The organism is Actinomadura sp. NPDC049753 (genome assembly GCF_040674655.1).
Classification (GTDB): domain Bacteria; phylum Actinomycetota; class Actinomycetes; order Streptosporangiales; family Streptosporangiaceae; genus Spirillospora; species Spirillospora verrucosospora.
The window spans coordinates 1-19,254 of sequence record NZ_JBFARL010000156.1; the positions used below are offsets into that span (position 1 = coordinate 1).

The following is a 19,254-nucleotide window of genomic DNA, read 5'->3' on the forward strand; positions in this document are numbered from 1 at the left end:
GTCCAGAACGAGGACGAGGATCACCGCGCCCGCGCCTCGCCGGGCGCGGACGCCGCCAGCGCCGTCGCCGGCGCCGCTGCCAGCGCCGCCGTCAGCGCCAGCGCGGAGACGGCCGCGAGCGCCCCCGCCGGCCCGCGTCCCGGCCTCATCCGCCCGCCCCTTCCCCGCGGGCGCGGTGATCCTCGTCCTCGTTCTGGACCCGCAGGGCGTTCAGGGCGAAGGCGACCATGTGGTAGTGGCCGATCAGCATCACCAGCTCGATCAGCTCGCGCTCCCCGAAGCGCGTGGCCAGCTCCGTCCACGCGGCGTCGCTGATCGTGCCGCGCTCGTGCAGCTCGTCCGCGGCGGCCAGCACCATGCGGTCGTCGTCGCTCCAGCCGTGCCCGTCCGGGTCCTCGCGGAGCGCGGCGATCTCCTCCTCGGTGAGCCCCGCGTCCAGCGCGACCCGCCGGTGGTGGTCCCACTCGTACGCGCAGGACCGGTGGTGCGCCGTGCGCAGGATCGCCAGCTCGCGGTCGCGGGCGCCCAGCGTCCCGTTCATCAGCAGCATGGAGCCGAACCCGATCCACGACCGGAACAGCTCCGGGTGCCGGGCGAGCGTGGTGATGACGTTCAGGGGCCCGATCGTGTCGGTCACGGCCCGGACGACGTCGTCCCACTCCTCCTCCGGGAGCGGGTCGAAGCGCGGGACGCGGTCTCCTGGGGTGTCGGCGCACATGGCGACATTTCTGCCACCGATCAGTGGGAAAGTTCTAGTGCGCCGGCAAAACTTGGCCGGATCGTGTCACGGGGGACACGGAAGGCGGGCGGGTCAGGTGCTGCGCGTGGTGGCCGCCACCGCGAGCTCCGCCAGCGCCTCCCGGGCGCCGTCGGTGATCGGGGCGGTCTCCAGGGCCTTCTCCGCCTCGCGCAGGTAGCGCCCGATCATGGCCTCGCACGCGGCGAGGCCCCCGGTCTCCTCGATGACGGCGCGCAGCTCGTCCACGCCGGGACGGTCCAGCGCCGGGTCGCCGAGGCGGCGCTCCAGCGCCGCGGCCTGGCTCGCGGAGGCGCGTTCCAGGGCGAGCGCGACCAGGACGGTCCGCTTGCCCTCGCGCAGGTCGTCGCCCGCGGGCTTGCCGGTCTCGGCCGGGTCGCCGAACACGCCGAGCACGTCGTCGCGGAGCTGGAAGGCGATGCCGAGCGGCAGGCCGTAGCCGGTGAGCGCGGCCGCCACGTCGGGGCGGGCGCCGGCCAGGGCCGCGCCGAGGTGCAGCGGGCGCTCGATCGTGTACTTGGCGCTCTTGTACTCCACCACGCGCAGCGCCGTCGCGACGTTCGCCTGGCGGCGCGCCCCCTCCAGCATGTCGAGGTACTGGCCGCACATGACCTCGGTGCGCATCAGGTCGTAGACCGCCCGGCCGCGCGACCTGCTCGCACCGTCCAGCCCGGAGGTCTCGAACATCTCGCCCGACCAGGCCAGGCACAGGTCGCCGAGCAGGATGGCGGCGCCGCCGCCGAAGGCCTCGGCGTCGCCCGGCCACGCCTGGGCGCGGTGCAGCGCCTCGAACCGCCGGTGGGCGGACGGCTGGCCGCGCCGGGTGTCGCTGGAGTCCATCACGTCGTCGTGGATCAGCGCGCTCGCCTGGAGCAGCTCCAGGGACGCGGCGGCGGCCACGATGCCGGGCCCGTCCTCGCCGCCCGCCGCGCGCCACCCCCAGTAGCAGAAGGCGGGACGCAGCCGCTTGCCGCCGCCGAGCAGTGCGTCCAGGGCCGACAGCAGCGGTGCGAGGTCCTCGCTGATGGCGCGCAGCGCGGGGCGCCGGCGGTCGACGAAGGCCAGCAGCGCCTCGTCGACCTCCTTGCGGATCCGGGTGGTCGACATGCCGAGATCGTATCCACCTGGGTGCTTTCCACCCTCCATCGTGAACGTGAGATGTCATAAGATCTACGGAAATGCGGACATAACGCATGTCCGGTGTGGCGAGCATCACGCGGATCGGCGGCCCCCCGCCCTTCCCGGCCGCGCCGGTCCGCTCGGGCGCGCTTCTGTAGGCTTGGGGAATGCGACCCGTACGCCCCCACAGGCCCCCGACCGTCCGAGAACTGCTCGCCTCGGGCGAGCGCTCGTTCTCGTTCGAGTTCTTCCCGCCCAAGACCGACAAGGGCGCGCGGAACCTGTGGCGTGCGATCCGCGAGCTGGAGTCCCTGCACCCGACGTTCGTGTCGGTCACCTACGGCGCGGGCGGCGGCACCCGCGACACGACCGTCGACATCGTCGAGCGCATCGCCACCGACACCACCCTCACGCCGGTCGCGCACTTCACCGCCGTGAACCACTCCCAGGCGGAGCTGCGCAACCTGATCGGCCGGTTCGCCGCCGCCGGCGTCCGCAACGTCCTGGCGCTGCGCGGCGACCCGCCCGGCGACCCGATGGGGGAGTGGGTCAAGCACCCGGACGGCGTCGAGTACGCCGCCGAGCTGGTCCGGATGATCCGCTCCTACGGCGACTTCTGCGTCGGCGTGGCCGCGTTCCCCTACAAGCACCCGCGCTCGCGCGACATCGAGAGCGACACCCGTTACTTCGTGGACAAGTGCCGGGCCGGCGCCGACTACGCCATCACCCAGATGTTCTTCCGCGCCGAGGACTACTTCCGGCTGCGCGACCGCGTCGAGGCCGCCGGCTGCGACGTGCCGATCCTGCCCGGCATCATGCCGGTCACCCAGCTCAGCACGATCGAGCGGTCCGAGCAGCTGTCGGGCGCGCCGTTCCCGCCCGAGGTCAGGGCCCGCTTCGAGGCCGTCGCGGGCGACCCGGAGGCCGTCCGCCGGCTCGGCATCGAGCACGCCGCCGAGCTGTGCGTCGAGCTGCTGGAGCAGGACGCGCCGGGCATCCACTTCATCACGTTCAACAAGTCGACGGCGACGCGCGAGGTCTACTCGCTGCTGGACGGCGCCGGGTACGGCGCGAGCGGCAGCCGCCCGCCCATCACCGCGTAGCGGGGCCCGCCGCCCGGGAACTCGAAGTCGGCCAGCAGGTCGACCAGGCCGACCGAACGGTAGAGGTGGCGCGCCGGGGTGTCCGGCGTCCTGTCGAGCGTCGACAGGACCACCGTCCGCTCCGGCCGCCCGCCGCACAGCGCGTTGAGCAGCGCCCGGCCGAGGCCCCTGCCCTGCGCCTGCGGATGGACGTGCAGCTCGGCGACCTCGAAGGCGTCCTCCAGCCACGAGTCGGCGTGCTCGGGCCCCTCGCGGTCCGACAGCGCCTGGTAGACGACGTCGTGCCACCACTGGCCGCGCGCCCCGTGGAAGCCGTAGGCGAACCCCTGGACGGGCGCCGGCATGACGGGCAGCGCCCCGCGCCGCTCGACCACGAACGCGCGGAACCCCGGATACGAGGAATGGCGCTCCATGATGGTGTGCCGGCCCGGGAGCTGCTCGTTCGGCGGTTCCATCGCTGCCGCGTACACGTCCAGCATGGGGCTCAGCCTGCGTAGGAAGGCGCGTTCGTCGATCTCGCGAAGCTTCGGGTCCCTCACCCGACAGAGACTAGACCCGCGTGATGGTCCGCTGGGTCGCGGAGAGCCGATCGTAGAGGTCCCACAGGATCCGGTCGGCGGCCTTCCGCAGCGTTCCGCGGCTGGCGTCGAGCTGCCCGCCCCACTCGCGCGCCTCCGGGCCGAGCCACGCGTCCGTCCCGCCGAGGGTCTTCACGGGCCCGTCCAGGGCCTGCCGGAGCCGGTCGATGCTGCCGTAGGCGTCCGAGTACGCCTGGTAGAGCTGCTGGTACTCCGGGTTCGGCTGCTCGGCGGGCGACAGCCGGGCCGACGCGGCGCCCGTGATCGGCGGGGGCAGGCTGCCGGGAGGCGGTGGAGCGGCCATGGCGACCTCTCAGGCGGTGGCGGTGGACGGGTGCAGGTCGAGCCGGGCGAGGGCCTCGCGCGTGCGGCCGCTCATGTCGGCGCCCAGGAGCACCTGGACGGCCACGGGACGGACCCCGGCGCGGTCGGCCTCGGCCAGGAAGGCGCGCAGCCACTTCACATCCATCGTCAGATGGTGGCTGGACGTGCCGAGGGACTGCTGCACCGCCGCCAGCCGCGCCCTGTCGCCCTGGGCGGCCTTCAGCAGCTCCGCGGCGGTCGCCGGGCCGAGCCGCTCGTACAGCTTCTCGGTGTAGTCGGGGTCGCCGGCGTTGGCCTCCAGGTGCTTCCAGACGGTGTCCGGGACGGGACGGCCGTGCTGGAGGGACGCCGCCGCGGCCAGCGCGTCGGCCCTGGCGGCCCGGGCGGCGGCCGGCCGGTCGGGGAAGTTGCCGATGTCGCCGGCGCCGTGCGGGGTCGGCTGCGGCGTCGCCTTCGCGGGCGGGGTCCGGTGCGGCGGCGCCTTCACCGGCCGCGGCGCCCCCACCGGGCCGCCGCCGGTCTTCCCCGGCGCCGGGGCCGGGGTGGGCGCCGGCGGCATGTCGATGCCTCCGCCGGGGGAGGGATGGGTGACCGCGAAGTTGTACCGGCGCGTCAGCATCCCGAGCTGCTCGGCGGCCCACCGCGCCACCTCGTCGGCCTGCCGGTACCCGGCCGCGGAGACGCCGGGCGGCGGGCGATGGCCGTTCAGCCAGCCCTGGATCGCGTTCTGCGCGTCCTGGAGCTGCCTGATGACCTGGTTGAGCGCGGGCGGGTCGATCCCCCGGAACTGCGGGTCGCGCGCCGCCGGACCCGTCCGCATCTGCGTCGCCATCACCCCTCCGGTGCTCGCCCCTGCGACGTTTCCCGACTCCCCAGAATCACACCGGTGTCACTGGCTGTCGAGGGCCTTGCGCACCGATTCGGCATCGCGCGCCACGACGGCGCTCGCGTCCGCCACGACGATCGGACGCTGGATCAGCACCGGGTTCGCGACCATGATCTCGATCCAGCGGGCCCGGTCGCGTTCGAGGTCCTTGAGCCCGAGCTCCTTGGCGACCGGCTCGTTCAGCCGCGCCACGTCCCACGGCTCGGCGCCGATGCGGGCGAGGACCTCGTCCAGCTCCCGCGCCGTGGGCGGCTCGTCCAGGTAGCGGCGCTCGGTGTACTCCACGCCCGCCTCGTCCAGCGCGGTCTTGGCGGCGCGGCTCTTCGAGCAGCGCGGGTTGTGCCACAGTTCCATCACTCCACCGTTCCCTTGCCTCGCCTGCCGTCACTCGACCTCGGCGGGGGTCCCGCCGGTGATCCTCAGCAGTTCGCCGTACGACGTGGGGAAGACGGTGTGCGGGTGCCCGCCCGCCGCCCACACCTTGTCGTGCTTGTCCAGCCAGACGTCCACCAGCGTGCGGATCGGCTCCGGGTGGCCGACCGGCGCGACGCCCCCGATCGGCTGGCCGGTCGCCTCCCGGACGAACTCCGGCGACGCCCGCCGCACCTTCGCCGCGCCCACCAGCGCCGCGACCTTCACCGTGTCGACGCGGTGCGCGCCGCTGGTCATCACCAGCAGCGGCGACCCGTCGGCGTCGAACACCAGGCTGTTGGCGATCGCGCCGACCTCGCAGCCCAGCTGCTCGGCCGCGGCCTGCGCCGTCCTCGCCGAGTCGGGCAGTTCGACGATCGCGCCCGTCGCGCCCAGGTCGAGCAGAGCCTTCGCGACGATTTCGGCATTCGGATGCATGGGTAGAACTTTAAGGTCAGCGCATGCGAGGGAGAGCGATCGACGTGCGGAAGAGCGCGGTTCTGCTGATCGCGGCCGTCGTCCTGACGGGCTGCGACGACATCGACGCGGCGGCTCCCGCCCCGTCGGAGGGGACGACGAGGGGGACGCCGTCCAAGGCGCCGGCGACGCCCACGCCGAGCCCCGCGCACCGCAAGCTGAAACCGGGCGCCAAGGGGCCCGACGTCGAGGCGCTCCAGCGGCGCCTCAAGGCACTGCACTACGACCCCGGAAAGGCTGACGGGAAGTACGGGCCCTCCACGCAGACGGCCGTGTGGGCGTTCCAGGCGGTGAACCGTCTCAAGCAGAAGAGCACTCTCTCCACCTCGTTCTGGAAGGCTCTGGACGCCCCCAAGGAGCCTCGGCCGGTGGCCGAGAAGCGCGAGAGGAACCGCGTCGACGTGGATCTGAAGCGCCAGTACCTCGTCCTCTACAAGGACGGCAGGCCGCGGCTCATCACGCACGTGTCGTCAGGGTCGGGGGAGTACTACTGCGCCAAGGACCGGGGCGCCACCGTCGCGCGCTGCCGTTACGCCACGACCGGCACGGGCGACTTCCGGACCGGACGCCGCGCCTCCGGCTGGGAGACCTCGCCCCTGGGGCAGCTCTACAACCCCATCTACTTCAACGGCGGCATCGCCTTCCACGGCGCCCTGGACGTGCCCCTGCACCCCGCCTCGCACGGCTGCGTCCGCATGCCGATGCACATCGCCGAGTACTTCCCGGACCTCGTCGGCACGGGCGTTCCCGTGCACGTCAGGCGGCCTCGCTAGCCTCCCCGCGAGAGCCGCGTCCGGGCCGCCGTCAAGCCCGCTGACCTGCGGGATACGACACGCGTTCGAACACGTTGACGAATCGCCGTCAGGGCGGTTTACTGTGAAGCGCATCGAACTTATGTTCGATGTGGTGCGGGACTCGCGGCCCGCGCCAGGGCGACGTCCCGCCGATCGCGGTGTTTCGGCGGGGCCGACGGCCGGGCGGAGAGAGGGGAAGCTCTCCGCCCGGCCGGCCCGAGCCCCGGAAGGAGGCAGAGATGTCCGGAACGATGACCGCCCGCGGAGTCCACTCCGCAGCCCAGTCCGTCCCGTCCCCCAGTCCTCGCCCACGCCACCGCCCGATGCCCGCGCCGCGCCCGGCGCACACGGCCGTCGGGCAGTTGCACGCCGCCCGCATGGGCCTCGCCGAGGCGGCCGAGGCCACCTCGCCGGCCGTCCGCTACGTGTGCGCCCACCTGGCGGCGCTGCGCGCGGCCGCGGCGGTCCTGGCGTCCAAGGAGCCTCTGGAGACCCACCGCCGCGGCCGTCCGCGCAGCGTCTGGGTGCTGCTGCCCGAGGCCGAGCCCGCGCTGCGGGAGTGGGCCGCCTTCTTCGCCGCCGGCGCCGACAAGCGCGCCGCGGCCGAGGCGGGCCTGCCGCGCGCCGTCACCCCGCGCGACGCGGAGGAGCTCCTGCACGATGCCGAGGTCTTCGTCACCCTCGTCGAGGACACCCTCGGCGTCGACGGGCAGCCCACCCTGCCCGTCCCTGAAGCCGGCTGAGCCACCCCGGAGGCCGTCCCCCTCCCCGGGCCGGCCCCGCCGGAGGCCGGGGACGCCGCCCCGCCATGGGAGGCCGCGTCCCCCCTCCGGCGGCCGGACCGATCGCGCCGGAGGGGCCGCAACCCCCCGAGCCGGCCCCTCCGGCGCGGTCTCACCCCGGTCGCGGCGCGGCGGAGGACGGTTGGTAGACATGGCCGGATGGCCGACCTACTGCCGCTGGACGGGCTGCGCGTCATCGAGCTGTCCAGCTTCGTCGCGACGCCGCTGGGCGGGATGACCCTGGCCCAGCTCGGCGCGGACCTCATCCGCGTCGACCAGATCGGCGGCGGACCCGACATCGACCGGTGGCCGCTCGCGCCGTCCGGCCGCAGCCTGTACTGGGCCGGGCTGAACAAGGGCAAGCGGTCGGTCGCCGTCGACCTGCGCTCGTCCGAAGGCCGCGAGCTGGTCGCCGGACTCGTCGCGCGCGGCGGGGCGGTCCTGACCAACGCGCCGCCCCGGCCGGGGCTGTCCTACGAGGAGCTGAGGGCCGCGCGGCCCGACCTGATCCACGTCCGGCTGCAGGGGACCCGGGAGGGCGGCAACGCCGTCGACTACACGGTGAACGCCGCCACGGGCTTCCCGTCGATCACGGGGCCGGCCGGGCAGGAGGCCCCCGTCAACCACGCGCTGCCCGCGTGGGACGTGGCGTGCGGCCTCTACATGGCCGTCGGGCTGCTGGCGGCGGAACGGCACCGGCTGCGCACCGGCGAGGGCCGGCAGATCCGGGTCGCGTTGCGGGACGTCGCCCTGGCCACCGCGGGGAACCTCGGGTACCTCGCGGAGGCCCAGCTCGGCGAGCCCCGGGCGCGGCTCGGCAACCACCTCTTCGGCGACTTCGGGCGCGACTTCGCCACGGCCGACGGACGGGTCATGGTGGCGGTCCTCACGGCCCGGCACTGGCGCGACCTGGTCGAGGCGACCGGCCTCGGCGAGGTGGTCGAAGCGCTCGAACGCGCCCTGGGCGCCGACTTCCGCCGCGCCGGCGACCGCTACGGCCACCGCGAGGCGCTGGGAGGCGTGCTCGCGTCGTGGTTCGCCTCCCGCACCTGCGGGCAGGTCGCGGACGGGCTGGAGCGCACGTCCGTCCTGTGGTCCCGCTACCGCGACTTCGCGGAGGTGGCCGCCGGACTGCGCGACGAGCCGCTCATGGCGCCGCTCGACCAGCCGGGCGTGGGCCTCCACTTGGCCCCGGGCTCGCCCGTGCGGTTCGGTGAGTCCTCGCGGCCGCCGGCTCCCGCGCCCACCCTCGGCGAGCACACGGACGAGGTGCTCCGGGACGTCCTGGGCCTGCCCCCCGAGCGCGTCGAGGCCCTGCGAGCCAACGGAACGATCACGGGCTCGTGACGCGGTCGAGCGTGGAGATCGCTGTGAGGAGCCCGCGCCACCACGAGATCCGCGAGACCGGCGTCGGCGTCGCCGAGCGGGACGTCACGACGACGCATCGGGCGCCGCCTCGGGCACGGGGTGGGGCGGCCGTAGCGCTGCTCACCCGCGAGCTGCGTGGCGGACGAGGCCACGCGCAAGCCGGGCCACGTCATCAACGCCGAACTCGTCGGGCGTGACGACCTCGGCGAGGGCCTCGGCCGGCGGCGAGCATGTCGAGGGTGACGCCACCGGCCCCTCAGCGGCGGCGCGGTAGGCGACGGCAAGGGCGGCGAGGAGCGGCGCCCAGGCCACGAGAGGCAGGTAGAGGAACCCGACCACGGTGTGGCCGGTCGGGGTCATGCCGTCCGCGGGCATGCTCCACCAGGCCGCCAGGGGTGTCCACAGCGCGGCGAGGACGGCGACGCCCGCCCACGCGGGCACCAGGACCGCCGCGGGCGGGATCGTCCGGCCTCCGGCGAACGGGACCCAGCGCGGGACGACCTCGCCCCACGGCCGCACGAGGCCGAGGGCCAGGAGGGCGGCGCCTTCGCTGAGGACTGCGAGCAGCACCAGGTACCCGGGGCCCCAGAACCCGGGAGGGCAGACGGTCCGGTAGCCCTCCTCGGTGTACCCGAGGTGGAAGCCCAGGGCGAGGCCGAGCCGCCAGACGCCGGACGGCAGCGCGAGCAGGGCGATCGCGTGGGCGGCCGGAGGCGCCCAGCGCGGGACGTGCCGTGTCGCCGGGGGCGCGGGAGGGGCTGGACGGGAGAGCACGGTCATGCAGATGATCCTGTCCGCCCCGGGCGCGGCCGCCTTCCCTCCCGTGACCGAACCGGATCCCCCCGCAGGGGGGAGCGGGGCGGTTCGTTCCACTATGAGATTGTTAGGGGGGCGAACTTCGGGAGGACGCGGTGGCGGGGCGGGGCGGGCGCGGGCTGGTCCCCCTGCTGGCCTTCCTCGGCGTGATGGCCTACTCGCTCTCGATGGCCGTGGTGACGCCAGCGCTGCCGCAGATCCAGCACGGCCTGCACACGACCCCGGCGGGCGCGGCGTGGGCGCTCACGGCGATGACGCTGTCCGCGGCCGTGGCCACGCCGGTGGTCGGGCGGCTCGGCGACCTGTACGGGGCGCGCCGCGTGCTGCTCGCCGTGCTCGCCGTCGCCACCGCCGGGACGGTCGTCGCGGCGCTGGCGGGGACGGTGCCGGTCATGCTCGCCGGGCGCGTCCTGTCCGGCGTCGGCGGCGGCGTCTTCCCGCTGGCGTACACGATCATCCGGGACGTCCTGCCGCCCGCCCGCCGGGCCCCGGCCGTCGGGTTCATGTCGTCCATGCTCGGCCTCGGCGGCGCCGTGTCGTGGTGCCTCGCGGGGCCGATCATCGACCTGCTCGGCTGGCGGTGGCTGCTGTGGGTGCCGGTCATCGGGCTGGTGCCCGGCGTCGTCCTGGCCTGGTGGATCGTTCCGGCCGGACGCGGCGGCGAGGCGCCGCGCCCGGCGGCGCGGGTCGACTGGTGGGGCGCCTCCCTCTTCGCCGCCTGGCTGGTGGCCGCGCTCACCGCCCTCACCGAGGGGATGGACTGGGGCTGGACGTCCCCCGGCGTCCTCGGGCTCCTCGCGCTCGCGCTCGCGGCGGCCGGCGCCTGGCTGTGGGTGGAGGGCCGCGTCCGCGAGCCCCTGATCGACCTGCGCCTCATGCGGGTGCGCGGGGTGTGGACGGCGAACGCCGCCTCGCTCCTGTCCGGCTACGCCCTGATGGCGGGCGGGCTGCTGTTCCCCCTGCTCGTCCAGCTCCCGGAGGGCACCGGGTACGGCTTCGGCGGGACGGCCACGCAGGCGGCGCTGCTTCAGCTCCCCGCCAGCGTCGGCATGACCGTCGCGGGCATGACGGCGGGCCTGCTCGACCGGCGCGTCGGCTCCCGCGCGGTGCTGCTCGGCGGCGCGGCGACGACCGGTCTCGGCTACGCGTTCGTGGCGGTCGAGCACGGCGCCATGTGGCACCTCTATGTCGGCGGCCTGGCGCGGGGCGTCGGCCTCGGCTTCGCCTACGCCGCCGTGGCTACCCTGGTGGTCGCGGCCGTCCCGCCCGGGGAGACCGGCGTGGCCACCGGCATCAACACGCTGCTGCGCACGGTCGGAGCGTCCCTCGGGACGCAGGTCAGCGCGGTCATCGTCGTGGCCGTCCCCGGCGACGGCGGGTTCTCCGCCGGGTTCGCGGTGAGCGCCGCCGTCATGGCGGCCGTCCTCCCGCTGGCCCTGCTCGTCCCGCGCCCGGGGCGGCGGCGCGCACGCGGAACGGGGCCCGGCGCGGTGCCGGACCCCGTCACGGTCGTGCGGTGAAGCAGGTCGTGCGGTGAAGCAGGTCGTGCGGTGAAGCAGGTCGTGCGGTGGAACAGGTGGTGCGGTGACTCAGAACGACTCGACGGCGCGGCGCGCCTCCGGGTCGAGGACGCCCCAGCCGATCAGCTCCTCGGTGAGCTCGGTCGGGGACTTGTCATAGATGACCGCGAGTGATCGCAGGTCCTCCTGACGGATGGACAGGACCTTTCCGTTGTAGTCGCCCCGCTGGCTCTGGATCGTCGCGGCGTAGCGGGCGAGAGGACCGGCCTTGTCTTTCGGAAGCTGCTGCAACCGCTCTAGATCGATCACGAGCTTGGGTGTAGGCCCGAGCGGGCTCGGCGCGGCTCCGCCGGGCAGCAACTCGGAAACCGGCACGCCATAGAAATCGGCGAGCTCGGCCAGCTTCTGAACGGTGACGGCGCGGTCGCCCCGCTCGTACGAACCCACGACGACGGCCTTCCAGCGGCCGCGTGACTTCTCCTCCACGCCGTGCAGGGACAGGCCCTGCTGGGTGCGGATGGCGCGCAGGCGCGCGCCGAGAGCCTTTGCATATTCAGACGGCATGATGCGGCCCCCCAGGCTCACTTTCGTCGTCGTCGAACCCCGGCTGTCACCGGGGGGAGACAGATTCGCGAAGCCAGGGGGCCTCAGGACTCTGTCTCCAGGGATGGTTACGGACAGTGACGGTAAAACGGGTACGGCCCCAGGTCAAGCTGATTGGAAAAAAGCGGTCGAATCCGCAGGACTCGATCCGGGCCGTCCGGATCGCGGCCGGCCCGTGCGGGCGGGGGCGCGGCGGCCCGGCCGGGCGGCCGCCCCGGCCTCCGGAACGCCTCGTAATGTGACCCCTCTCACCTGCGAAGACGGGGACCGGGCCGGGGTGCGGGGCAGGCGGGACCGGCTGCTAACGTGTGGGGGACACGACGTCCTTTAAGGCCCGTCCCGTGAGGCGGGGAAGGAGGTTTCGGCGGTGAATGCTGCCTCCAGGCAGGAGCATCGCGTGGCGGACGGTGACCCCCGGCCCAAGGCCGTTCTGGAGGGTCCCGACATCAGGCGCGCGCTGACCCGCATCGCACACGAGATCCTTGAGCGGACCAAGGGCGGCCACGACGTCCTGCTGCTCGGCATCCAGACCCGGGGCGTGACGCTGGCCGAGCGGCTCGCCGGCGCCCTGCGCGAGGTCGAGGGCCGCCCGGTGCCCTGGGGCTCGCTCGACGTGACCATGTACCGGGACGACCTGCGGATGCGTCCCGCCCGCGCCCTCGGCCGCACGGAGCTGCCCGCCGAGGGGATCGACGACAGGGTCGTCGTGCTCGTCGACGACGTGCTGTTCTCCGGGCGGACGGTCCGCGCCGCGCTGGACTCGCTGAACGACCTCGGCCGGCCCCGCGCCGTCCAGCTGGCGGTGCTGGTCGACCGCGGGCACCGGCAGCTGCCGATCCGCGCCGACTACGTGGGCAAGAACCTGCCCACCTCCATGCGCGAGACCGTGAAGGTCCTGCTGGACGAGAACGACGGGCGCGACGCGGTGCTGCTCGGCCCGACGGGGGGTACCGAATGAACCGCCACCTGATCTCCGCCGCCGACCTCACCCGCGACGACGCGCTGCTCGTCCTCGACACGGCCGAGGAGCTCGCGCAGATCGCGGGCCGCTCCATCAAGAAGCTGCCGACGCTGCGCGGCCGGACGGTCGTCAACCTGTTCTTCGAGGACTCCACCCGCACCCGCATCTCGTTCGAGGCCGCGGCCAAGCGGCTGTCCGCCGATGTGATCAACTTCTCCGCCAAGGGCTCCAGCGTCTCCAAGGGCGAGAGCCTGAAGGACACGGCGCTCACCCTGGAGGCGATGGGCGCGGACGGCGTCGTCATCCGGCACAACGCCTCCGGCGCGCCGCACCGGCTGGCCGGCTGGGTGCGGGGGAGCGTGGTCAACGCCGGCGACGGCACCCACGAGCACCCCACGCAGGCGCTGCTGGACGCGTTCACGATGCGCAAGCGCCTGGGCGATCTGGAGGGCCGCAAGGTCACGATCGTCGGGGACGTGCTGCACAGCCGGGTGGCACGATCCAACGTCCTGCTGCTGGACACGCTCGGCGCCGACGTCACCGTGGTCGCGCCGCCGACCCTGCTGCCGGTCGCGATCGACACCTGGCCCTGCGCGGTGTCCTACGACCTGGACGCCGTCATCCCGAAGAGCGACGTGATCATGATGCTGCGCGTCCAGCAGGAGCGCATGAACGCCGCCTACTTCCCGACGGTGCGCGAGTACAGCCGCCGCTACGGGCTGGACGCCGAGCGCATGGCCGAGCTGCCCGACCACGCCATCGTCATGCACCCCGGGCCGATGAACCGCGGCGTCGAGATCGCCGCCGAGGTCGCCGACTCGGTCCGCTCCACGATCGTCGAGCAGGTCGCCAACGGCGTCAGCGCGCGCATGGCCGTCCTCTACCTGCTGCTCGGAGGCTCCGAGCCCGCCATCGGCCAGGAGGTCCCCCAGTGAGCACCTACATCATCAAGGGCGCCCGGATCCTCGGCGGCCGGGCCGCCGACATCCTCGTCCGCGACGGCGCGATCGCCGCGGTCGGGACCGGCTTGGACGAGTCCGGCGCCGAGGTCGTCGACGCCGGCGGGCTCGTGGCCCTGCCCGGTCTCGTCGACCTGCACACCCACCTGCGCGAGCCGGGCCGCGAGGACGCCGAGACCGTCGAGTCCGGCACGCGGGCCGCCGCGATGGGCGGGTTCACCGCCGTCCACGCGATGGCCAACACCGACCCCGTCGCCGACACGGCCGGCGTGGTCGAGCAGGTGTGGCGCCTCGGTCGCGAGGCCGGGTACTGCGACGTCCAGCCGGTCGGGGCGGTCACCCGCGGCATCGCCGGCGAACAGCTCGCCGAGCTGGGCGCGATGGCCGACTCCGCCGCCGGGGTGCGGGTCTTCTCCGACGACGGGCACTGCGTGTCGGACGCGGTCATCATGCGCCGGGCCCTGGAGTACGTGAAGGCGTTCGACGGCGTCGTCGCCCAGCACGCCCAGGAGCCGCGCCTCACCGAGGGCGCCCAGATGAACGAGGGCGAGATGTCCGCGGCGCTCGGCCTGCGCGGCTGGCCCGCCGTCGCCGAGGAGGCGATCATCGCCCGGGACGTGCTGCTGGCCCAGCACGTCGGGTCGCGGCTGCACGTGTGCCACGTCTCCACGGCCGGCTCGGTGGAGATCATCCGGTGGGCCAAGAGCAAGGGCTGCCCGGTGACCGCCGAGGTCACCCCCCACCACCTGCTGCTGAACGACGCCAAGGCCGGGTCCTACGACCCGATCTTCAAGGTCAACCCGCCGCTGCGCACCGCCGACGACGTCACCGCGCTGCGGCACGCCCTCGCCGACGGCACGATCGACTGCGTCGCCACCGACCACGCCCCCCACCCGGTCGAGGCCAAGGAGACCGAGTGGGCCGTGGCCGCCATGGGCATGATCGGCCTGGAGACGGCGCTGCCGGTCGTCCAGGAGGCCATGATCGAGACCGGTCTGCTCGACTGGGCCGGGGTCGCCGACCGCATGTCGGTCCGCCCCGCCCGCATCGGCCGCCTCTCCGGACAGGGACGTCCGCTGGAGGCGGGCTCCCCCGCCAACATCACGCTGTACGACCCGTCGCCGCGCCGCGCCGTCGACCCGTCGGCGATGACCTCCAAGAGCCGCAACACCCCGTTCGCGGGGCTGGAGCTGCCCGGCCGGGTCGTCGCGACGTTCCTGCGCGGCAAGCCGACCGTCCTCGAAGGGAAGCTCCAATGAACCCTGCTCTGCTCGTTCTGGAAGACGGCAGGGTGTTCCGCGGGGCCGCGTACGGGGCCGAGGGCGAGACCTTCGGCGAGATGGTCTTCAACACCGGCATGACCGGCTACCAGGAGACTCTGACCGACCCCTCGTACGCGCGCCAGATCGTGGCGATGACGTCCCCCCACATCGGCAACACCGGCGTCAACGCCGAAGACCCCGAGTCGCGCCGTATCCAGGTGGCCGGCTACGTGGTGCGCGAGCCCGCCCGCGTGGCGTCCAACTGGCGCGCCACGGGCTCGCTCGGCTCGGCGCTGCGCGAGCAGGGGGTGGTGGGCATCGCCATCCCCGGCACGCGGGCGCTGACACGGCACCTGCGCGACCGGGGCGCGATGCGCGCCGGCATCTTCAGCGGCGCGGACGCCGCCCTCGCCGGAGAGGACGCCCTCGTCGAGCGCGTCCGGCAGAGCCCCTCGATGGAGGGCGCCGACCTCGCCCGGGACGTCTCCACCCGGGAGCCCTACGTCATCCCGGCGCGGGGCGAGAAGCGCTACACGGTCGCGGCCGTCGACCTCGGCATCAAGTCGATGACGCCGTACCGGATGTCCGAGCGGGGCTGCGAGGTGCACGTCCTGCCGGCCACCAGCACGGCCGGGGACATCCTCGCCCTCGCCCCCGACGGCGTGTTCTTCTCCAACGGCCCCGGAGACCCGGCCGCCGCGGACTACGCCGTGGACGCGCTGCGGGGCGTCCTCGACACCGGGACGCCGTTCTTCGGGATCTGCTTCGGCAACCAGATCTTCGGCCGCGCGCTCGGCCTCGGCACCTACAAGCTGAGGTTCGGGCACCGGGGCATCAACCAGCCCGTCCAGGACCGGACGACCGGCAAGGTCGACGTGTCGGCGCACAACCACGGGTTCGCCGTGGACGCGCCCGCCGACGGGCCGTTCGACACCCCCTACGGGCCCGGCGAGGTCAGCCACGTCAACCTGAACGACGGGTGCGTCGAGGGGCTGAGGCTGCTGGAGCGCCCGGCGTTCAGCGTCCAGTACCACCCGGAGGCCGCGGCAGGCCCGCACGACGCCTCCGGCCTCTTCGACCGTTTCTGCGAACTGATGGAGGCGTCGAAGTAATGCCGCGCCGCGAAGACCTGAACTCCGTCCTGGTCATCGGCTCCGGGCCGATCGTCATCGGGCAGGCGTGCGAGTTCGACTACTCCGGCACCCAGGCGTGCCGGGTGCTCAAGGCCGAGGGACTGCGGGTCACGCTGGTGAACAGCAACCCGGCCACGATCATGACCGACCCCGAGTTCGCCGACGCGACCTACGTCGAGCCGATCACCCCGGAGGTCGTCGAGAAGATCATCGCCAAGGAGCGGCCGGACGCGCTGCTGCCCACCCTCGGCGGCCAGACGGCCCTGAACACCGCCATCGCGCTCTACGAGAGCGGCGTCCTGGCCAAGTACGGGGTCGAGCTGATCGGCGCCGACGTGGACGCGATCCAGGCCGGGGAGAACCGCGAGCGGTTCAAGGAGGTCGTCGCCAAGGTCGCCCGCGAGCAGGGCCTGAACGCCGAGTCCGCCCGGTCGGTCATCTGCCACTCGATGGCGGACTGCCTGGCGGCGGCGGGCGAGCTCGGCTACCCCCTCGTCGTCCGGCCGTCGTTCACGATGGGCGGGCGGGGCTCCGGCTTCGCCCACGACGAGGACGACCTGCGCCGCATCGCCGGGGCCGGGCTGGACGCGTCCCCGACCGGCGAGGTGCTCCTGGAGGAGTCGATCCTCGGCTGGAAGGAGTACGAGCTGGAGGTCATGCGCGACCGCCGCGACAACGTGGTGATCGTGTGCTCGATCGAGAACCTCGACCCGATGGGCGTGCACACCGGCGACTCGATCACCGTCGCCCCCGCGCTGACGCTGACCGACCGCGAGTACCAGAACATGCGGGACGTCGCGATCGCGGTGATCCGCGAGGTCGGCGTCGACACCGGCGGCTGCAACATCCAGTTCGCCGTGCACCCCGGCACCGGCCGGATGATCGTCATCGAGATGAACCCGCGGGTGTCGCGGTCCTCGGCCCTGGCCTCCAAGGCCACCGGCTTCCCCATCGCCAAGATCGCGGCGAAGCTGGCCATCGGCTACACGCTGGACGAGATCCCGAACGACATCACCCGCGAGACGCCCGCCTCGTTCGAGCCGACGCTCGACTACGTCGTGGTCAAGGTGCCCCGGTTCGCGTTCGAGAAGTTCCCCGGGGCCGACGGCACGCTCACCACGCACATGAAGTCCGTGGGCGAGGCCATGGCCATCGGGCGCTGCTTCACCGAGGCCCTGCAGAAGGCCCTGCGGTCCCTCGAACAGAAGGGCACCTCGTTCAGCTGGGCGGGCGACGCCGACGCCGCCGGGCTCGTCGAGTCGGCCCGGCGCCCCCACGACGGGCGGCTCAGGGACGTCCAGCGCGCGCTCTGGGCCGGAGCCACCGTCGAGGAGCTCTACGAGGCGACCGGCATCGACCCCTGGTTCCTGGACCAGATCGCCGCCATCAACGAGGTCGCGGAGGAGATCCGCACCGCCGACGACGCGCTCACCAAGGACAAGCTGCTGCGCGCCAAGCGGCACGGGTTCTCCGACGCCCAGATCGGCGAGCTGCGCAACCTCTCCGAGGAGGTCGTGCGCGAGCTGCGCCACGCCCTCGGCATCCGCCCCGTCTACCTGACCGTGGACACCTGCGCCGCCGAGTTCGCGGCGCAGACCCCCTACCTCTACTCCGCCTACGACGAGGAGACCGAGGTACCGCCGGGCGCCAAGCCGAAGGTCATCATCCTGGGCAGCGGCCCCAACCGCATCGGCCAGGGCGTCGAGTTCGACTACTCCTGCGTCCACGCGTCGTTCACGCTGGCCGAGGCGGGCTACGAGACCGTGATGGTCAACTGCAACCCCGAGACGGTCTCCACCGACTACGACACCTCCGACCGGCTCTACTTCGAGCCCCTCACGCTGGAGGACGTCCTGGAGGTCGTCTACGCGGAGCAGCAGTCCGGCGAGGTCGCGGGCGTCATCGTCCAGCTCGGCGGCCAGACGCCCCTCGGCCTCGCGCAGAAGCTGAAGGACGCCGGCGTGCCGATCGTGGGCACCTCGCCGGAGAGCATCCACCTCGCCGAGGAGCGCGGGGCGTTCGGACGCGTCCTGCACCGGGCGGGGCTGCTCGCGCCCAAGCACGGCACGGCCACGTCCTACCAGGAGGCGCGGGAGATCGCCGCCGAGATCGGCTACCCCGTCCTCGTCCGCCCGTCGTACGTGCTCGGCGGGCGCGGCATGGAGATCGTGTACGACGACTCCACGCTGGAGTCGTACATGGCCCGCGCCACCGAGGCGAGCCCCGAGCACCCCGTCCTGGTCGACCGCTTCCTGGACGAGGCCATCGAGATCGACGTGGACGCGCTGTTCGACGGCGAGGAGCTGTACCTCGGCGGCGTGATGGAGCACATCGAGGAGGCCGGCATCCACTCCGGCGACTCGGCGTGCGCCCTGCCGCCCATCACGCTGGGGCACGACGACATCCGCCGCATCCGCGAGTCGACGGAGGCGCTCGCGCGCGGCGTCGGCGTGCGGGGGCTGATGAACGTCCAGTACGCGCTGTCCGCGGGCGTCCTGTACGTGCTGGAGGCGAACCCGCGGGCCTCCCGCACGGTGCCGTTCGTCTCCAAGGCGACCGCCGTGCCGCTCGCCAAGGCGGCGGCCCGCGTGATGATGGGCACGACCATCGCCGAGCTGCGCGCCGAGGGCATGCTGCCCGAGGCCGGCGACGGCGGGACCCTGCCGCTGGACGCGCCGATCGCGGTGAAGGAGGCCGTCCTGCCCTTCGACCGGTTCCGCAACGAGCACGGGCAGGGCGTCGACATCGTCCTCGGTCCCGAGATGCGCTCCACCGGCGAGGTCATGGGCATCGACGAGGTGTTCGGCACCGCGTTCGCCAAGTCGCAGCAGGCCGCGTACGGGTCGCTGCCGACCAAGGGGCGCGCGTTCGTGTCCGTGGCGAACCGCGACAAACGGCACATGGTGTTCCCCGTGAAGCGCCTGGCTGACCTGGGCTTTGAGATTCTTGCCACGGAAGGGACCGCGGAGGTCCTGCGCCGCAACGGCGTGCGTGCCAAGATCGTGCGCAAGCACAGCGAGGGTCCGGGCCCGTCCGGCGAGCCCACGATCGTGCGGCGCGTCCTGGACGGCGAGGTCGACCTCATCGTCAACACTCCCTTCGGCAGCCCCGGCCAGTCCGGGCCGCGGCTCGACGGCTACGAGATCCGTACCGCGGCCGTGCTGCGGGGCGTACCGTGCGTGACGACCGTCCAGGGGCTCGCGGCGGCCGTGCAGGGCATCGAGGCCGTCGCCGGCGGCCAGGTCGGCGTCCGCTCCCTCCAGGAGCACGCCGAGCGGCTCAGTGGCGCGCACGGCCGCGCCGGCGCCTCCGGCCCGGACGGCGCGGACGGCGCGGCCCTGGACGGGGACGGCGCCGTGTCGCCCGGCTGACAGGACCGGGGGGGGGGGGGGGGGGGGCCC

Annotated in this window: 20 protein-coding genes; 10 read left to right on the forward strand and 10 right to left on the reverse strand. The window is 73.6% G+C overall.

Annotated elements, in window-relative coordinates; translation table 11 throughout:
* Window positions 1-20 precede the first annotated feature (20 nt).
* From AB0K37_RS30510 to AB0K37_RS30520, 3 genes are all read right to left on the reverse strand, one after another.
* Window positions 21-149 (reverse strand): hypothetical protein, encoded by a 129-nt coding sequence (locus AB0K37_RS30510; protein ID WP_363986852.1) that lies wholly within the window; start codon window positions 147-149, stop codon window positions 21-23.
* A complete protein-coding gene (locus tag AB0K37_RS30515) occupies window positions 146-718 on the reverse strand; it encodes a carboxymuconolactone decarboxylase family protein (protein ID WP_363986854.1) in 573 nt (190 codons plus the stop codon). Before AB0K37_RS30515 ends, AB0K37_RS30510 begins: the two co-directional genes overlap by 4 nt.
* Window positions 719-811: 93 nt before the next feature.
* Window positions 812-1,864, reverse strand: coding sequence for a polyprenyl synthetase family protein (locus tag AB0K37_RS30520; protein WP_363986856.1), 1,053 nt, complete (start codon window positions 1,862-1,864; stop codon window positions 812-814).
* 179 nt (window positions 1,865-2,043) lie between these two features.
* Here AB0K37_RS30520 and metF point away from each other — a divergent pair, with 179 nt between their 5' ends.
* Window positions 2,044-2,979: a methylenetetrahydrofolate reductase [NAD(P)H] gene (gene metF / locus AB0K37_RS30525; protein ID WP_363986858.1), complete on the forward strand. Its 936-nt coding sequence runs from the start codon at window positions 2,044-2,046 to the stop codon at window positions 2,977-2,979.
* Here metF and AB0K37_RS30530 read toward each other — a convergent pair.
* Genes AB0K37_RS30530 through AB0K37_RS30550 form a run of 5 tightly spaced genes read right to left on the reverse strand, consistent with a single transcriptional unit; the run spans window position 2,916 to window position 5,616 of the window.
* On the reverse strand, window positions 2,916-3,518 hold the full coding sequence (locus AB0K37_RS30530; protein WP_363986859.1) for a GNAT family N-acetyltransferase: 603 nt from the start codon (window positions 3,516-3,518) through the stop codon (window positions 2,916-2,918). The genes metF and AB0K37_RS30530 overlap by 64 nt on opposite strands.
* A 10-nt stretch (window positions 3,519-3,528) precedes the next feature.
* Window positions 3,529-3,861: a hypothetical protein gene (locus AB0K37_RS30535; protein WP_363986861.1), complete on the reverse strand. Its 333-nt coding sequence runs from the start codon at window positions 3,859-3,861 to the stop codon at window positions 3,529-3,531.
* Between the two features lie 9 nt (window positions 3,862-3,870).
* Complete coding sequence (locus AB0K37_RS30540) at window positions 3,871-4,713, reverse strand: hypothetical protein (protein ID WP_363986863.1); 843 nt, start codon at window positions 4,711-4,713, stop codon at window positions 3,871-3,873.
* 57 nt (window positions 4,714-4,770) lie between these two features.
* Complete coding sequence (locus tag AB0K37_RS30545) at window positions 4,771-5,121, reverse strand: ArsC/Spx/MgsR family protein (RefSeq protein WP_363986865.1); 351 nt, start codon at window positions 5,119-5,121, stop codon at window positions 4,771-4,773.
* Window positions 5,122-5,151: 30 nt separating this feature from the next.
* A complete protein-coding gene (locus AB0K37_RS30550; RefSeq protein ID WP_363986867.1) occupies window positions 5,152-5,616 on the reverse strand; it encodes a YbaK/EbsC family protein in 465 nt (154 codons plus the stop codon).
* A gap of 23 nt (window positions 5,617-5,639) precedes the next feature.
* On the opposite strand from AB0K37_RS30550, the gene AB0K37_RS30555 reads away from it, so the two are divergent.
* The 3 genes from AB0K37_RS30555 (at window position 5,640) to AB0K37_RS30565 (ending at window position 8,578) form a co-directional block, all read left to right on the forward strand.
* Window positions 5,640-6,428 (forward strand): L,D-transpeptidase family protein, encoded by a 789-nt coding sequence (locus tag AB0K37_RS30555; protein WP_363986869.1) that lies wholly within the window; start codon window positions 5,640-5,642, stop codon window positions 6,426-6,428.
* Between the two features lie 260 nt (window positions 6,429-6,688).
* On the forward strand, window positions 6,689-7,192 hold the full coding sequence (locus tag AB0K37_RS30560) for an SAV_6107 family HEPN domain-containing protein (protein WP_089312401.1): 504 nt from the start codon (window positions 6,689-6,691) through the stop codon (window positions 7,190-7,192).
* A gap of 198 nt (window positions 7,193-7,390) precedes the next feature.
* Complete coding sequence (locus AB0K37_RS30565) at window positions 7,391-8,578, forward strand: CoA transferase (protein ID WP_363986870.1); 1,188 nt, start codon at window positions 7,391-7,393, stop codon at window positions 8,576-8,578.
* 141 nt (window positions 8,579-8,719) lie between these two features.
* On the opposite strand, the gene AB0K37_RS30570 is transcribed toward AB0K37_RS30565, so the two are convergent.
* Window positions 8,720-9,379, reverse strand: coding sequence for a hypothetical protein (locus tag AB0K37_RS30570; RefSeq protein WP_363986872.1), 660 nt, complete (start codon window positions 9,377-9,379; stop codon window positions 8,720-8,722).
* A 131-nt stretch (window positions 9,380-9,510) separates the two neighbouring features.
* Here AB0K37_RS30570 and AB0K37_RS30575 point away from each other — a divergent pair, with 131 nt between their 5' ends.
* Entirely contained in the window at window positions 9,511-10,935 is a 1,425-nt protein-coding gene (locus AB0K37_RS30575) for an MFS transporter (protein WP_363986874.1), read from the forward strand.
* Window positions 10,936-11,004: 69 nt separating this feature from the next.
* Here AB0K37_RS30575 and AB0K37_RS30580 read toward each other — a convergent pair whose 3' ends face one another.
* Entirely contained in the window at window positions 11,005-11,499 is a 495-nt protein-coding gene (locus AB0K37_RS30580) for a transcriptional regulator (RefSeq protein ID WP_021597992.1), read from the reverse strand.
* Window positions 11,500-11,935: 436 nt separating this feature from the next.
* On the opposite strand from AB0K37_RS30580, the gene pyrR reads away from it, so the two are divergent.
* The 5 genes from pyrR to carB are packed head-to-tail and all read left to right on the forward strand — an operon-like array spanning window position 11,936 to window position 19,224.
* On the forward strand, window positions 11,936-12,496 hold the full coding sequence (gene pyrR / locus AB0K37_RS30585) for a bifunctional pyr operon transcriptional regulator/uracil phosphoribosyltransferase PyrR (RefSeq protein WP_363986876.1): 561 nt from the start codon (window positions 11,936-11,938) through the stop codon (window positions 12,494-12,496).
* Complete coding sequence (locus tag AB0K37_RS30590; protein ID WP_363986877.1) at window positions 12,493-13,434, forward strand: aspartate carbamoyltransferase catalytic subunit; 942 nt, start codon at window positions 12,493-12,495, stop codon at window positions 13,432-13,434. The genes pyrR and AB0K37_RS30590 overlap by 4 nt, the downstream gene beginning before the upstream one ends.
* Window positions 13,431-14,717, forward strand: coding sequence for a dihydroorotase (locus tag AB0K37_RS30595; RefSeq protein ID WP_363986878.1), 1,287 nt, complete (start codon window positions 13,431-13,433; stop codon window positions 14,715-14,717). The genes AB0K37_RS30590 and AB0K37_RS30595 overlap by 4 nt, the downstream gene beginning before the upstream one ends.
* On the forward strand, window positions 14,714-15,832 hold the full coding sequence (gene carA / locus AB0K37_RS30600) for a glutamine-hydrolyzing carbamoyl-phosphate synthase small subunit (protein ID WP_363986880.1): 1,119 nt from the start codon (window positions 14,714-14,716) through the stop codon (window positions 15,830-15,832). The genes AB0K37_RS30595 and carA overlap by 4 nt, the downstream gene beginning before the upstream one ends.
* A complete protein-coding gene (carB, locus tag AB0K37_RS30605; protein ID WP_363986882.1) occupies window positions 15,832-19,224 on the forward strand; it encodes a carbamoyl-phosphate synthase large subunit in 3,393 nt (1,130 codons plus the stop codon). The genes carA and carB overlap by 1 nt, the downstream gene beginning before the upstream one ends.
* The last annotated feature ends 30 nt before the right edge of the window (window positions 19,225-19,254 follow it).

Coding starts and splice junctions, on each gene's coding strand:
- AB0K37_RS30510 (WP_363986852.1), bottom strand. CDS start 149: ATGAGGCCGGGACGCGGGCCGGCGGGGGCGCTCGCGGCCGTCTCCGCG.
- AB0K37_RS30515 (WP_363986854.1), bottom strand. CDS start 718: ATGTGCGCCGACACCCCAGGAGACCGCGTCCCGCGCTTCGACCCGCTC.
- AB0K37_RS30520 (WP_363986856.1), bottom strand. CDS start 1,864: ATGTCGACCACCCGGATCCGCAAGGAGGTCGACGAGGCGCTGCTGGCC.
- metF (WP_363986858.1), top strand. CDS start 2,044: ATGCGACCCGTACGCCCCCACAGGCCCCCGACCGTCCGAGAACTGCTC.
- AB0K37_RS30535 (WP_363986861.1), bottom strand. CDS start 3,861: ATGGCCGCTCCACCGCCTCCCGGCAGCCTGCCCCCGCCGATCACGGGC.
- AB0K37_RS30540 (WP_363986863.1), bottom strand. CDS start 4,713: ATGGCGACGCAGATGCGGACGGGTCCGGCGGCGCGCGACCCGCAGTTC.
- AB0K37_RS30545 (WP_363986865.1), bottom strand. CDS start 5,121: ATGGAACTGTGGCACAACCCGCGCTGCTCGAAGAGCCGCGCCGCCAAG.
- AB0K37_RS30550 (WP_363986867.1), bottom strand. CDS start 5,616: ATGCATCCGAATGCCGAAATCGTCGCGAAGGCTCTGCTCGACCTGGGC.
- AB0K37_RS30555 (WP_363986869.1), top strand. CDS start 5,640: ATGCGAGGGAGAGCGATCGACGTGCGGAAGAGCGCGGTTCTGCTGATC.
- AB0K37_RS30560 (WP_089312401.1), top strand. CDS start 6,689: ATGTCCGGAACGATGACCGCCCGCGGAGTCCACTCCGCAGCCCAGTCC.
- AB0K37_RS30565 (WP_363986870.1), top strand. CDS start 7,391: ATGGCCGACCTACTGCCGCTGGACGGGCTGCGCGTCATCGAGCTGTCC.
- AB0K37_RS30570 (WP_363986872.1), bottom strand. CDS start 9,379: ATGACCGTGCTCTCCCGTCCAGCCCCTCCCGCGCCCCCGGCGACACGG.
- AB0K37_RS30580 (WP_021597992.1), bottom strand. CDS start 11,499: ATGCCGTCTGAATATGCAAAGGCTCTCGGCGCGCGCCTGCGCGCCATC.
- AB0K37_RS30590 (WP_363986877.1), top strand. CDS start 12,493: ATGAACCGCCACCTGATCTCCGCCGCCGACCTCACCCGCGACGACGCG.
- carA (WP_363986880.1), top strand. CDS start 14,714: ATGAACCCTGCTCTGCTCGTTCTGGAAGACGGCAGGGTGTTCCGCGGG.
- carB (WP_363986882.1), top strand. CDS start 15,832: ATGCCGCGCCGCGAAGACCTGAACTCCGTCCTGGTCATCGGCTCCGGG.